At 60.3% G+C, this 13,940-nt stretch carries 12 protein-coding genes; 9 read left to right on the top strand and 3 right to left on the bottom strand.

Annotated elements, in window-relative coordinates:
* Positions 1-20 precede the first annotated feature (20 nt).
* From RI444_RS09310 to RI444_RS09330, 5 genes are all read left to right on the top strand, one after another.
* A complete protein-coding gene (locus tag RI444_RS09310) occupies positions 21-662 on the top strand; it encodes a TetR/AcrR family transcriptional regulator (RefSeq protein WP_179015012.1) in 642 nt (213 codons plus the stop codon).
* 49 nt (positions 663-711) lie between these two features.
* A complete protein-coding gene (locus RI444_RS09315; RefSeq protein WP_157238349.1) occupies positions 712-2,361 on the top strand; it encodes an amidohydrolase in 1,650 nt (549 codons plus the stop codon).
* 195 nt (positions 2,362-2,556) lie between these two features.
* Positions 2,557-2,787: a hypothetical protein gene (locus RI444_RS09320; RefSeq protein WP_207604671.1), complete on the top strand. Its 231-nt coding sequence runs from the start codon at positions 2,557-2,559 to the stop codon at positions 2,785-2,787.
* Positions 2,788-3,765: 978 nt separating this feature from the next.
* On the top strand, positions 3,766-4,356 hold the full coding sequence (locus RI444_RS09325; protein WP_207604672.1) for a hypothetical protein: 591 nt from the start codon (positions 3,766-3,768) through the stop codon (positions 4,354-4,356).
* Between the two features lie 109 nt (positions 4,357-4,465).
* Positions 4,466-5,653 (top strand): hypothetical protein, encoded by a 1,188-nt coding sequence (locus RI444_RS09330; protein WP_207604673.1) that lies wholly within the window; start codon positions 4,466-4,468, stop codon positions 5,651-5,653.
* Between the two features lie 667 nt (positions 5,654-6,320).
* Here the strand turns inward: RI444_RS09330 and RI444_RS09335 are convergent.
* The 3 genes from RI444_RS09335 to RI444_RS09345 form a co-directional block, all read right to left on the bottom strand.
* On the bottom strand, positions 6,321-7,754 hold the full coding sequence (locus RI444_RS09335) for a sugar porter family MFS transporter (protein ID WP_179015022.1): 1,434 nt from the start codon (positions 7,752-7,754) through the stop codon (positions 6,321-6,323).
* 199 nt (positions 7,755-7,953) lie between these two features.
* A complete protein-coding gene (locus RI444_RS09340; RefSeq protein ID WP_179015024.1) occupies positions 7,954-8,223 on the bottom strand; it encodes a hypothetical protein in 270 nt (89 codons plus the stop codon).
* Between the two features lie 44 nt (positions 8,224-8,267).
* Positions 8,268-9,161, bottom strand: a complete 894-nt coding sequence (locus RI444_RS09345; RefSeq protein WP_242703076.1) for a sugar phosphate isomerase/epimerase family protein — start codon at positions 9,159-9,161, stop codon at positions 8,268-8,270.
* Between the two features lie 241 nt (positions 9,162-9,402).
* On the opposite strand from RI444_RS09345, the gene RI444_RS09350 reads away from it, so the two are divergent.
* From RI444_RS09350 to RI444_RS09365, 4 genes are all read left to right on the top strand, one after another.
* On the top strand, positions 9,403-10,401 hold the full coding sequence (locus tag RI444_RS09350; protein WP_207604674.1) for a substrate-binding domain-containing protein: 999 nt from the start codon (positions 9,403-9,405) through the stop codon (positions 10,399-10,401).
* A 70-nt stretch (positions 10,402-10,471) separates the two neighbouring features.
* Positions 10,472-11,524, top strand: a complete 1,053-nt coding sequence (locus tag RI444_RS09355; protein ID WP_179015030.1) for an ABC transporter permease — start codon at positions 10,472-10,474, stop codon at positions 11,522-11,524.
* A gap of 12 nt (positions 11,525-11,536) precedes the next feature.
* Positions 11,537-12,463: an ATP-binding cassette domain-containing protein gene (locus RI444_RS09360; RefSeq protein ID WP_207604675.1), complete on the top strand. Its 927-nt coding sequence runs from the start codon at positions 11,537-11,539 to the stop codon at positions 12,461-12,463.
* 30 nt (positions 12,464-12,493) lie between these two features.
* Positions 12,494-13,924: an aldehyde dehydrogenase family protein gene (locus RI444_RS09365; protein ID WP_207604676.1), complete on the top strand. Its 1,431-nt coding sequence runs from the start codon at positions 12,494-12,496 to the stop codon at positions 13,922-13,924.
* Positions 13,925-13,940: the final 16 nt, after the last annotated feature.

Here is a 13,940-nt window from a genome sequence, read left to right on the forward strand (position 1 = left end):
TTTGAGATTAGCCTTGGAAGATGCAGACGCCCGAAAAGACCAGCCGGATTGGCCGGCCGCGAACCCCGCGGCTCTCCCGCAAACAAATCGGCCGGGAAGCGCTGGCGATGTTCGAGGAGGAATCAGGACTGTCGATTCCACGCCTCGCCGAGCGCCTCGGCGTACGACAGTCGTCCTTCTACAAGCACGTCACAGGCCGGGACGACATCATCGAACTCGCCCGCGGGTCCCTGGCCGATCGGGTCCATGTTCCCGACCTGACTGCTGCAAACCTCGAAGTCCTTATTCGCCAGATCTTCCATGCGCTCCGAACCGCCTACAGCCTCGCGCCGGCCCTCCTGCCGCTGCTGCTCGCCCAACCGGTCTCGCATCCGGCAGCGTTGGCCCTATACGACAAGTTCGCAGAAGCCTTCCTGCGCGTCGGAGTACCGGATCATCTCATCATTCCGACCCTGGAAACCCTCGACAGCGCCGCCATTGGCGCCAGCCTCGACGTCATCACAATGGAATCCGCCTGGGATATTCCCGAGCCCCACCGGGCGGACTTCCCCCACCTCTCCGCGGCCCAGCAGGCTGTGACAACCAGCCACATGGACCGCTTCGCCTTCTTGGCCGACGTGTTGTCGGTAGGTCTTAAGGCAGCCATCAGCGGCGGCACCTGACATAGTCCCGGGTGCCGGCCGTGGTTCCGCAACATTACAGGAGTACAGCTTGAGCACGCCCGCAACCACCGACATCCTCATCCTTTCCTCCAGCATCCTTCACGGTGAACACCTTGAAGAAACTGCCGGCTTCATCGCCATCAACGACGGCCACATCGTCGCCATAGGCCCAACGGAGGAAGCAGAACAATGGACCCCAGGCGCTGCCCGCGTCATTGACGTTGGGGACGCCACGGTGACCCCCGGGCTGATTGACGCGCACATCCACCCGATACTTGGAATCAGCATCGCCCGCGGCCTGGACCTGAACGGCATAACAGAGTTCAGCGAGGTACGGCTGGCACTTGCCGAATATGCCGCCCAAACACCCCACCGGATCGGCAGGGACTGGCTCTTCGCCTGGGGCCTTGACCCGGTGATCTTCGGCGAAGCGGAGTTCAGCAACGACATCTTCGAAGGCATCCTGGATGGAGAACTCGTCTACATCACCCTTTTTGACGGCCACGCCGCCCTGGTCTCCGACGCCGGCCTCAGCCTCGCAGGGGTAACAGGCCGGGAAAAGCTGGACAGCTCAGGATTCGTTGGCACGACCGCCGACGGTAAACCCAACGGTATGCTGTACGAGATGGCCGCCATGGAACTGGTGCAACCCAAGCTCCCGCCACTGTCATTCGACGAAAGAGTAAACGAACTCGACCGGCTGCTGCGCTCGATGGCCGAAGCCGGGCTGGTGGGCGGCCAGATGCTTGACTTCGGCCAGGCCGACTCCCTGGAGGTCTTGGAAGCTCTCGAGGAACGGGGCGACCTGTCCATTCGTCTACGCATTTCCCCGTGGGTCATGCCCGGCGTATCGCAGGAGGATCTGGACAGACTCCTGGCCATGCAGGGCCGCCATGGGCGCCGCTGGCACGTCCGCGGAATAAAACTCATGATGGACGGCACCATCGACAACGGAACCGCATGGCTTTTGGCCCCTGATACGCACGGCGAATCAGTGGACCCGCTGTGGCCCGAGCCTGAAGGGCTCTCGGCTGCCATGAGATTCTTTCACGACAACAGCGTTCCAACCGCCACCCACGCCATCGGAGACAGGGCCGTCTCCCACGTCGCCCGGACCGTCGCCTCACTTCCCCCGAACGGGACAATCCACCGGATTGAACACATCGAATCCATTCCCGACGAGGTGCTGAACCAGGTCGTCGAGTCCGGCGCCACAACAAGTCTGCAGCCGACACACTGCACCTTGTACAGCCGCGCCGACCACACCGACAACTGGTCACGCCGCCTGGGGACCGAACGCGCCAACCACGCCTGGCGCACACGTGATCTGCGCGAGGCCGGAGCCGTCGTCGCTCTCGGGTCCGACTGGCCTATTGCCCCCTTCGACCCGCGCGGCGTCATCGCTGCAGCACAAACCCGCAGACCGGCAGGCAGGCCCGACATCACTCCGGTACAGCCCCAACAGGCGTTGTCCGCCCGCGCCGCACTGGAAGGGTACACCAGCCAGTACTGGCAATCCGTGGGAGAAGAAGGCGGCATCCTGCGCCCGGGAGGCAGGGCTGACCTGACGGTTTTCGCCCAGAATCCACTAAATGCCACTCCTGATGAATTTGCAGCGGCCCCGGTCATCCTCACGATGGTCGACGGCGACGTGGTTGCAGACAAAACGGCACGAATAGACGCCCCAACGCTGACCTAACCCCGGGCCTTGCCTTCAACGTCAGGCTGGCTGAGGAGTCGATCCGCGAAACAAGCCGGCCAACACAAATAGGGCAACTCAGGCCTGCGCCATATAGACAAGTCGTATACAAGTTGCCTACAATTAGGGTGTGACTTCGAGCACCGCAAAAGTGCCTAAGACGCAGCCCCAGTAATTCACATAGAGGTGATTTTCATGTCCATGTTTCAGCGGTCCAAAACCACGCTTGAAGTCGACGGCGACGATGCCCTCGTGATCCAGGCAGAGCTCGATGCAGCGGTTGCACTTGCTTCGTCCGCATGCCGCAGCCGCAGAGGCGGCGTGCTTGTAACCCAGCACGACTACTGGTCTTTCACTGTTTCCGTGTCTCCGGACGTTCCGGCTGGACACCTGGTCAGGCGGCAGGCGTGGCGCGTCACATGCTAACCGACAACGCGCCCGCTCTGCTGGCATCGTCCAAAGGGCCGGGAAGCTCCGAAGCATTCGTGGCGGATCCCTGGCTGATGTACCGCGGGGAAGAAGAACACTCTGCCCAGGCGGAAGTGGGCGGCTGGTTGCCGGCCCCAGCCTCGGTCCGAACCTGACGGAAAGAATGTCAATGGAACACCTAGACGCAGGAAACAGCAGTGCCACCGCAGCACTCATTGCAACCACGGACTGTGAAGACGCATGCCACTACTGTGAAGGCCCCGAAACAGATTGAGCACTTTCGAATTCGTTAGACCGAAATGCGCCCGTGTGCGGTAGGCCCTCTGCGGCTGGGTTTCATTGCCGTAAAAGCAGGCGCACTTTATAAGCGTTAGCCGGGGTGAGACCCGGGTTCACTTCGTTACCTCCAAGGCGACTACCAAGGAAAAAGAAATGCGACTCGTCCAAGCCAGCACGCCAATGAGCACTTTTCCGGAGGTTCTTCGCTCCTCGGCAAAAAGGTCGAAATCCAGCATCGAGGCAAAGTGCTGCGGGTCGGCTACGTGGAATCAGCGACCCCTTCCGGGGAGGTCGTCTGGCTGGAAGCTTCCGGTATCAAGCAGCGAGCCATGTATGGCCCGGCCTTCGGCCGCAAGGTTATCCCTTTGCCGCATTAGCAACCTCAGGGGCCGGTGCCAAATGGCCTTTGACTTCCGATTGCTGGGCTGACGAATGACCAAGCGGGCCTGGCACCCCCAAAAAACGAGTGTGGACAGCGTCCACACATTTCGCTTCGGATCGGGACTTAAGGACGTCGGATTGGGCGGGATTTCGTATGTTTTCGCGGGTTCCCAGTGTTTGCAAGGGCTGGAGTCCGGTTTGAGTCCCACCTCGGGCACTGTTTTGTCGCAGGTCAGGGGCTTTTCAGCCCCTGACTGTGCACAAAACCCCTAAATCTGCGCACAGCGGCGTAGCGTTTTATGCAGGGCCAGCATCATGACACGCACAAAAAAGGACGGTTCACAGTCCTTTACGGTGCGCTGGCGAGACCCCAAAATCCAGAAGCATCAGGGCATCACTGTTGCCACTCAGGCCGAGGCTGAAACTCTGAAGCGGTTGCTGGATGCCAACGGCCAGAACTTCGAAATCGCGCAGCACGCCATTCTGGAAAATGCGAAGCGGGTACCGACCGTTGCCGAGGTCATCCAGGAACACATCGACATGCTGGTGCGGCCCTCCAGCGGCACCGTGAAGAACGTACCAGACCATGCTGGATTTGCACCTGCGCACGGTCATCGGCGGTGTGCCGGTGGACAAGCTCGACTACCGCGTCATTGCGCAATGGGTGAAGGCGATGTTGGCCAAGGGTCGCTCACCGAAGACCATAAAGACGTACATGGGCTGATCTCCGCTTCGATGAATACCGCCGAGATGCTTGGTTACATTGCCCGCAATCCGTGCCGGGGTGTGCACCTGCCGAGCGTGGAGAAGGCCGAGGACGAGATGATGTTCCTGACGCATGCGGAGTTCGGCTTGATCATGGACTGCATGGGGAGAGGTATAAGGACTTCACAAACTTCCTGGTGATGACGGGAACTCGTTTCGGTGAAGCTAACTGACATTGGCCGCCGATGAATACCGCCTCCGTCCGCCTAGCACGGAGTGGCTATTGCCTGTCAGGTTCAGCGAATGCAGCGTGCCCGATTACAATCTCGGGGCTGGAAGGACGCTTAATTCGATCCACAGGACAGACCTCTTTGGTCCATCCGAGACCCTCCAGACGGTCCGGTTAGCGGAGGCCGTGAAGCGGATCGTTTCCCCCGAGCTCCTTACGGAACGACCAATCGAGCCAGTCATTGCCGCCGGCATGGCAGAGGCACGTAAGGCAGATTCCCCCCGCGCGTCGCAGGTTCAGGAGATAAAGGCTCTGCTACGAGACCCCAACGGCGACATCTTGCTGGACGACCTAACTAAAGAAGTACTAAAGCCGATTCGGGCCGCGCTGAACGACCCTGAGAAATTTCCCACGTCGCTCCCGTCTACGCTCGATGGCACAAAACCAGCGCTTGCCAGGTACTTCATCAATCAAATTCATGAGTACGACAAAACTCTGGAGCCGGCCTTCCAACTCAGCCAGCTCGGGGCGATGTACGGCCTGCGACGCCACGAAGCCATCTGGACACGTCTCGTTCAAGACCTTGCAGCCACCACTCAACAGTATTCGGGGAACACCGCGCTCTTGGCACTGCGTGGGTACCCTCTCGTCGTCTCCGCCCACATAGCCAGCATGGCAGCCGTCGCGCGCGGCAACTATGGCGCCCTGAAGGCCTTTGTCGCTGATCCGCAGACACGTACGAGTAACGGAAAGATTCCCGTCGTGATGACTTCCGGCCCGCGCCAAGTAGTGAGTGAGATCCAGTGGATACCTTCTGCTCTCGTGATCGCTGAGGAAAGAGGCGTCGAGGCAGACGATGCATTGATCGAAGGGCTCCTCAACGGAAGAATCGGCAAGCGCTACACGCCCCTATCCGACCACCTTTACAGGCTGTTAATGCCCCTCTTTGAGGATCAGGTCGGGGACGACGCCGAATATGCCGAACTTTTCGAGATGGCAGAAGTCTTCATGGATCTGATAGCAGCGGATACAGCAGCCGTGAACCCCAGCTCGTACCGGTCATGGCGTGGGGGCTACGGCAGGTACACATGGAAACATGTGCATTCGCGGAATTCTCCCGAGAAGGCACTGAACGCCAACTTTGAAGCCTCGCCGGAGGGTTGGTCACCGATTCTCGACGGAGTCTTTGGTGGCAGGTCAGAGCGTGCCCGCGCCGCGTTCGCGGATGTGATTTCCACCGCCGAGGAAGTGCGTCAGCAACAGTGGTAATTGGATATTCGACGGTGTTCGCGCAAACGACATCGTCCCAGCAGAAGTTATTTGGTCCTAGCTGATGTCCGGTAAAAGGATCCTTTGATGGGACACCGCGGATATGATCACTCGGCTTCCGGAGCCCCGTGGTTTCAACAGCGGTCACGTCCTACCAAAGTGTCTTACTTTGCTATTCTCAAGAACACTTTTCTTGATCAATTGCCGGGACTTGAAACCTCCTAGTTCTTTGCATGGACGGTGATCAGCGTCGTCGGCCCGGCAAGCTGCCGATGTCAGCACGTCTCGCATGAAGGCGCGCCTGCCTGCCGACCTCCCAGCCAGGCACCAGCAGGTTGTATTCCTGTTGCGCTTGGGTCCTAGCAGTGCTGGTTCATCGACGTCCAAGCGCTCGAGATCTTCCCACAGATCGCTGATAGCGGAACCTTCAAATTGTTTCGCCTGGGCTTCACGGGCAAGATCGCCGACGATGTCTGGCCGGTTCCCTTGCTGAACTAGAAAAGCAGCGAAAACCGGTTTGGGGGATGCCTTGCCTTCGGGGTATCTCCCCGGTGCTCGTTTAGCCATCAGGCTTCGCCGAGACTTATCAGCTTCATGCGCAAAAGCGTCCCTCCGTGAAGTGGCCTATGTGTCCTGGTGGTGGGATACCCCACCACCAGGCATTGCTTCAGGCGTTTTGGACCTTGAAGCTCTCTTCGAACTCTTCCAAGCTACGGCCGCCCGTTTCGGGCAAGAACTTTGCTGTGAAGGTGATGGCGAAGATTCCGAGTAAGGCAAAGAGCAAGAAGGTGCCGAAGCCGAGTGCAGCGACCACGGGTGGGAAAACCAGCGAGACGGCGGCGTTGGTGAGCCACAGTACTAGTGTGGACGCTCCGATCATCAATCCACGCATGCGCAGGGGGAAGATCTCTGAGATCATCAGCCACGCGAGCGGGCCGATGGTGGCCTGCATCATGGCGATGAAAGCGAGAATGAAGACGAGGAGGAGCCAAGGGCGGATTGGGTCGTTTTCGGGGAGCAGGATTCCTACGAGTCCGACGCCGACGTGGGCTGTCGTGGTTCCGATGAATCCTGTGAGCATCATGCTGCGGCGGCTGACGCGGTTGATGATGTAGAGGGCTATGAGCATGGGGACGACCGAGGCGACGCCGTTGAGGACGTTGAAACCAAGTGCGGCGTTCCGGTCGAATCCGGCTTGTTCGAGTACCTGGGTGCCGTAGTACATCATGGAGTTGATTCCGGTCAGTTGCTGGAAGATTCCGATTCCGAATCCGATGAAGAGCAGTCGTCGTGTCCAGCGGTTGGAGAGGATTTCCTTCCACGAGCCGAGGTTTTCGAGCCGTTCCTGGTCTGCGAGTTCTCTGACTTCAGCCATTTCTGCGTCTGCTCGTTCCTTGGAGCGCATGGTGCTGAGCACGGTGTGGGCTTCTTCGTCGCGGCCCTTGGAGACGAGCCAGCGGGGGCTCTCCGGCATGCGCAGCATTCCGAAGAACAGGACGAACGCGGGAAGGACGGCGACAGCAAGCATGTACCGCCAGACGTCAGGATGGCTGCCCCAGATGTTGCCGATGATGGCGTTGATCAGGAATGCAAGGAACTGGCCGCTGACGATCATCAGCTCATTGCGGGATACGAGGCTTCCGCGCTTTTCGAATGGGGCGACTTCGGCAAGATAGACGGGCACGGTGACGGACGCGCCACCGACTGCGAGTCCAAGGATGAAGCGGAACGTAAGCAACACATCGTATTGCGTGGAGAGGGCAGACCCTATTGTTCCGATGAAGAACAGGACGGCTAGGACGATGATAAAGGGGCGTCGGCCGTACTTGTCAGAGATCTTCCCGCCCAGGAGGGAGCCAACGGCGGCTCCAATCAAAAGGACGAAGGTGATGAGGCCTTCTTCCCAAGCAGAAATATTGAAGTAGCTGCTCATGAAGCCCAGCGCGCCGTTCAGTACGCCGGTGTCGTAGCCGAACAGCAAACCGCCGAAGGTGGCTATGACGGTGATCATGCCCAGGCGTTTGTTGTATGCGCCCCGCCCCATGGCGGGAAGCTGCTTTCGTCTTCCGGTGCTGGAAGTGACTTCGAGGCTGTGGACCATTAGAACGCTCCTTCGCGTTTCCTTGATTTGAGGGCGCAGCTGAGGCGCCGGCTAGCCGGAGTGGATGAATCTGCGGCGTTAGAGATGCACTACTTCGTGTGGCAGTGGATCAGTTGCATGGGAATTGGCCGTCGTCCGGCTACGTCGTGGAGGATCTGCGGGGTGCGGACAAGGGCTTGGAAAAGTAGATAAGGCGCTGTTATGCCGCGGGTTTGGAGTGCAGGCGCGCATGGGGCCTTTGGTGGGTGGGGGTCGATTCCCACTTGTATTCGATCCACACGCTGAAGCCTTGGGAACGTTCAAACATGGAGCGCGGTTCGGCCCCGTGGGCGGCCAGCCAAAGAATGGATCCGTCGGAAGTCACGCCGTCGACGAATCCTGCCCTGACGAATCTGTCTTGGTGACGGATTTCCACCAGCTCCCCGACCAGGGGAAGCCAGTCGTGTTGAAGATGAAGTTTGTCCTGCAAAACTGCTCCTCACGACCCCAGAGGCGTACTCCTGGAGTGCATGGTCAGGTACGTTCAAGTACGTTTTCTGGATGAGTGGTCGCTTTGAAGCACTGCTGCGCTGTTGAATAGGCCAGTTCAAGTGCTTCCCGGACCGGCAGCGAGCGGTGCTCGGTGGACAGGATCTCCACGCCCCACGGGCCTTTGAAACCAATGCCTTGGAGCGTGTTGATGAAGCCTGTGACGTCTTGGGCGCCGTGCCCGCAGAGGCGGCGGTGGTCGCGGGTGTCCTCGAAGAGACTGCCGCGGACTTCGGCGTCGGCGTCGTTAAGTTCAACGGCGAAGATTTGGTCTGCCGTTAGCTTTTGGGCGAGCTCCTCCAGCGTGGTTCCGTAACGGAAGACGTGCCAGTAGTCGATGACAAGGCCACAGTCGGGGTGTCCAACGGTGCGCATCAGGTCCGCGGATGTCGGGATGGACTGGGCCATGGAGAAAGCTATGGGTTCCAGAGCGATTCGCGTGCCCCTGGATACCGCTTCCGTGGTGAACCGGCGCAGCGGCTCGGCCAGAGGGGTGTAATCGCGGAGTTCGTCCCCGAAGGCGGTTCCCACTTTGATGAATTTAGCGCCAAGTACTTCCGCTGCTTCCAGTAACAGGTCGAACTGGGGCCGCCATTCGTGGGCTTTTGATTCGTCCCACCAGTTGCTCAGGAACTCGACCTCGATGTGGCGGAAACCTGCGTTGTCAATGAGTTCCCGAAGGCCGTGGAAGCCGATGGTTTCCTTCACCTTCGCCAGATCATCGTGGGCGAGCCCGAAGCCCGACCAACCGGTCGAGGCGAGAGCTTCTACCCGTTCGTCAATGGGGACGGGACTGGTTTCTGGAACTCTCAAGGGTGCTGTATCGCCGGCGCTGGTCCAACAGGAGGCAACCAGCTCAGGAGGCGAAAAGTCGATCAATGGTTCTCCTTCGAAGCAGTGAGGCGTGGGTCACGCGATGTTCTGTAATCATGAAAGCACACATCGTTGGAACGGTCTATTGACATCGTGTAATCTCTAGTTCTAGTGTTGGACCGTTCCACAAAGAGAAGTGGATCACACTCCGTTCTAACATCCAAGACCTCCGTACTGGCCTCTCATTCCAGCAGAGCCTGGGCCTGCACATAGGTCGAGAATTTACGCGAATCAAAGGAGATTTCACGTGGCGAAGTTCAATTGGCGGCGAAGCGTTTTGGCGCTTGCCGTGGTACCGCTTTTGGCACTGGGGGCATGTTCAAGCCAGGGCGGCAAGACGGAAGCTTCAGGCGATGGCTCGGGATCCGGCGGCCAGGTCGCCAGCACCCCCCGCATGAAGGTCGCTCTGATTACGCACGCCGAAGCAGGCGATACCTTCTGGGATATTGTCCGCAAGGGGGCCGAGGAAGCGGCTGCAAAAGACAACGTCGAGATCCTTTACACGAACGATTCCGACGCCGGCCGCCAGGCGCAGCTGGTCCAGCAAGCCATTGACCAGAAGGTTGACGGCATCGCGGTGACCATCGCCAACCCTGGCGCGATGAAGGACGTCATGAAGAAGGCCAAGGATGCCGGGATTCCGTTGGTGAGCTTCAATGCCGGTGGAGATGTTTCAGCACAGCTTGGTGCCTTCACCCACTTCGGCTCCAACGAGACACTGGCCGGCGAAGCCGTCGGTGCGAAGCTCGCAGCCGACGGATACAAGCACCCCATCTGCGTGATCATGGCCCAGGGGCAGGTTCAGCTCGAGCAGCGCTGCGCGGGTGTGAAGGCAAAGGTTCCTGCCACTGAGATTCTCTATGTAGATGGAAAGGACATGACGGCTGTGCAGTCCACGGCAACTGCCAAGCTACAGGCTTCCAAGGACGCTGACGTGATTGTCGGTCTCGGTGCGCCCTACACCGTCACGATCCTCAAGGCTGTGGCCGACGCGAACAGTCAGATCAAGGTCGCCAGCTTCGACCTCAACCCGGCCTTGGCTCAGGCCATCAACGATGACAAGGTCCTCTTCACCGTAGACCAGCAGCCCTACCTGCAGGGCTACCTCGCGGTTGACGGGCTGTGGCAGAACAAGCGCGGCGGATTCAAGGTCGGCGGCGGCCAGGCTGTCCTCACCGGGCCGTCCATTGTGGACAAGACGACCATCGCTGACGTTCTGAAGAACGTCCAGCAGGGCATCCGCTAACCCGAAGAGTTGCGGGCCGCGCGGTGCCTTGGAGCATCGCGCGGCCGGACCATCAAGGAGCCAAATCCTCATGACTACTGCAACTGCCCCCGCGCCCTCGTCGACTTCCAAAGACGAACGAGTCGGTCGCCGCAGCCCGATTCAGCAACTTCTGGCACGTCCCGAAGTAGGTGCTCTCGTTGGCGCTATCCTCCTGTTTGTTTTCTTCTCGGTCGTCGCCCCGACGTTCCTGCAGCCCAACTCGTTCGCGACGGTGCTCTACGGTTCATCGACCATTGGCATCATGGCAGTCGGCGTCTCGCTGCTGATGATCGGTGGCGAGTTCGACCTTTCCACCGGCGTCGCCGTCATCTCCTCGGCCCTGACAGCCTCACTGTTCAGCTGGTACTTCTCCACCAACATCTGGGTGGGCGTCCTCTTGGCGCTGGTGGTCTCCCTGGGCATCGGCTTCATCAACGGTTGGATCCTGGTGAAGACCAAACTGCCCAGCTTCATCGTCACCCTGGCCACGTTCCTCATGCTGACCGGCCTGAACCTGGCACTCACCCGGCTCATCGGCGGTTCCGTTTCTTCCCCGTCGATTGCTTCGATGGACGGCTTCACACTCGCGAAGTCAATCTTCGCTTCTTCGGTCAATATCGCCGGCGTGGATGTGAAAGTCACGGTCTTCTACTGGATCGTCCTGGTCCTGATTGCTTCCTGGGTGCTCCTGCGGACCCGCATCGGTAACTGGATCTTCGCCGTGGGCGGCGACGCCAACGCTGCCCGCGCCGTGGGCGTCCCTGTGACCAAGACCAAGATCGGCCTGTTCATGGCTGTGGGTTTCTGCGGCTGGATCCTGGGCATGCACAATTTGTTCGCTTTCGACGCCGTGCAGTCCGGTGAGGGCGTGGGCAACGAGTTCCTCTACATCATCGCGGCGGTGATCGGTGGCTGCCTGTTGACCGGTGGTTACGGCTCGGCCGTGGGCGGCGCGATCGGTGCGTTCATCTTCGGCATGGCCAACAAGGGCATCGTCTACGCACAGTGGAATCCGGACTGGTTCAAGTTCTTCCTGGGCTTGATGCTGTTGCTGGCCACCATCGTTAACCTCATCGTCAAACGCCGGGCAGAGCTGAAGTAAGGGGCCGGACCAATGAATGCACACCAGATCGACCAGCAAACCCTGCTGAAAGACGAGAAGGATCCCTTGACCCACACGCCGGTGCACCTGCTTTCCCTCGAAGCAGTGGGCAAGCATTACGGCAACATCATCGCCCTGCGGGACGTGACCATGGCCGTGGACAACGGTCGGGTCACGTGCGTCCTGGGTGATAACGGGGCGGGCAAGTCCACGCTGATCAAGATCATCGCCGGACTGCACCAGCACGACGAGGGCTCGTTCAAGATCATGGGCGAGGACCGCAAGCTCGGCTCACCGCGTGAGGCCCTCGACGCCGGTATTGCGGCCGTGTACCAGGACCTCGCAGTCGTTTCGCTCATGCCGATTTGGCGGAACTTCTTCCTCGGCTCCGAACTCACCACTGGCGTGGGACCCTCCCGGCGCATGGATGTCCAGAAAATGAAGGACATCACCAAGAAGGAACTCGCGGACATGGGGATCGACCTGCGCGATGTGGAGCAGCCTATCGGGCAGCTCTCCGGCGGTGAACGCCAGTGTGTGGCAATCGCCCGTGCCGTGTACTTCGGCGCCAAGGTCCTGATCCTCGACGAACCGACGGCCGCGCTGGGAGTCAAGCAGTCCGGCGTCGTACTCCGCTACATCCTGCAGGCCCGCGACCGCGGCCTCGGCGTCATCTTCATTACCCACAACCCGCACCATGCTTTCCCCGTGGGTGACCGGTTCCTGCTGCTCAAGCGCGGTAAGTCGATCGGTTACTACGAGAAGAAGGACATCACCCTGGAAGAGCTCACCGCGCAGATGGCCGGCGGCGCCGAACTGGCCGAGCTCGCCCACGAACTCGAACAACTCGGTGGACACACCGAGGCACTGAACGAAGTCAAAGCCGAAGTCGCAGACGTCACCGAGGCAGCGGCTGAAAGCACCACCAAGCGCCACTAAGCGCTGACGACCAACCTGGATGGAGCAACCATGGAAATGCTAGTAGCCGGAAACTGGCGAGGAGCCGCTGACGGCAGGACCGAAGAAGTCCGTTCGCCTTTTGACGGCCGGACGATCGACACGGTCCCTGTGGCGACAGTTAAAGACGCCCAGGATGCTCTGGACAGGGCGGAAATCGGTGCGCACGTTCAGCGGAACACTCCCGCTCACACCCGGGTCGATATCCTCCTGCGCGCTGCTGCCTTGGCAGATGAGCGCGCGGAGGATATCGCCCAAACCATCAGCGCCGAGACAGGTAAGCCGATCACGGAAGCCCGCGGCGAGGCCTCACGTTCTGGCAACATCATCCGGTTGGCGGCCTACGAGGGCAGCCAACTCTACGGTTCCACTCTTCCCTTGGACGCCAACGCCGGAACCGGACTGGACAAGATCGGCTTCACCATCCGGCAGCCCGTGGGAATTGTTGTAGCGATCACCCCGTTCAACTACCCGGCGCTGTTGGTGTTGCACAAGATTGCCCCGGCACTGGCAGCCGGCAACGCGGTGGTGCTCAAGCCCGCCAGGGCGACTCCGCTGACAGCCTTGAAGCTCGCACAGTGCTTCGTCGACGCCGGCCTGGCGCCGGAGGCACTATCCGTGGTCACCGGACCTGGAAGCTCGCTGGGCGATGTCCTGGTCGCCGACCCCCGGGTCCGCAAGGTTTCCTTCACCGGTTCGACCGGCACCGGCACGCATATCTCTTCCATCGCTGGGGTCAAGAAGCTGTCGCTGGAGCTTGGCGCTTCGTGCCCGGTCATCATCCTTCCCGACGCCGACCTTGAACTGGCCTCCAGCGCTGTTGCCGCCGGTGGGTACATCAATGCCGGCCAAGTCTGCATTTCCGTGCAGCGCGTGATCGTTGACCGTCGAGTGGAGGCGGACTTCCTTGACGCCCTGGTGCCGAAGGTCGAAGCCATTGCCGTAGGCAACCCGAAGGAAGACGACACACGGCTGGGTTCCTTGATCTCCGAGGAAGAAGCCGCCCGCGTCCATGCCTCCATCACTGAGGCCCGCCATTCCGGAGCCCGTGTTCTGACCGGCGGCGACCGGGACGGCGCAGTTGTGACCCCCGCCGTCGTCGCCGGCGTCGACCCGCGTTCGAACCTGAGCCGCAACGAACTGTTCGGCCCCGCAGTCGCGGTTTCCTCAGCCCACGACATCGAATCCGCCATCGCCTTGGCCAACGACAACGATTACGGCCTCGGCGCCGGGATCTTCACCAACGACGTAGCCGGAACCGTTCAGGCCATGCGGCAGATCGACGCCGGCAACATCCACATCAACTGGTCTCCGTTGTGGCGGGCTGACCTGATGCCCTACGGCGGTCTCAAAGGCAGCGGTATCGGCAAGGAAGGCGTCCGCTCCGCCGTCCAGGAAATGACCGAAGAAAAGACCATCGTCCTGCACGGACGCCCCTGGTAACGACAAACGAAACAAG

The sequence above is a fragment of the Paenarthrobacter sp. AT5 genome, assembly GCF_032764245.1.
In the GTDB taxonomy this organism is placed as follows: domain Bacteria; phylum Actinomycetota; class Actinomycetes; order Actinomycetales; family Micrococcaceae; genus Arthrobacter; species Arthrobacter ureafaciens.

Excerpts from the sequence above, each read along its gene's own strand:
- RI444_RS09310 (WP_179015012.1), top strand. The coding sequence starts at position 21 with ATGCAGACGCCCGAAAAGACCAGCCGGATTGGCCGGCCGCGAACCCCG.
- RI444_RS09320 (WP_207604671.1), top strand. The coding sequence starts at position 2,557 with ATGTCCATGTTTCAGCGGTCCAAAACCACGCTTGAAGTCGACGGCGAC.
- RI444_RS09325 (WP_207604672.1), top strand. The coding sequence starts at position 3,766 with ATGACACGCACAAAAAAGGACGGTTCACAGTCCTTTACGGTGCGCTGG.
- RI444_RS09335 (WP_179015022.1), bottom strand. The coding sequence starts at position 7,754 with ATGGTCCACAGCCTCGAAGTCACTTCCAGCACCGGAAGACGAAAGCAG.
- RI444_RS09355 (WP_179015030.1), top strand. The coding sequence starts at position 10,472 with ATGACTACTGCAACTGCCCCCGCGCCCTCGTCGACTTCCAAAGACGAA.
- RI444_RS09360 (WP_207604675.1), top strand. The coding sequence starts at position 11,537 with ATGAATGCACACCAGATCGACCAGCAAACCCTGCTGAAAGACGAGAAG.
- RI444_RS09365 (WP_207604676.1), top strand. The coding sequence starts at position 12,494 with ATGGAAATGCTAGTAGCCGGAAACTGGCGAGGAGCCGCTGACGGCAGG.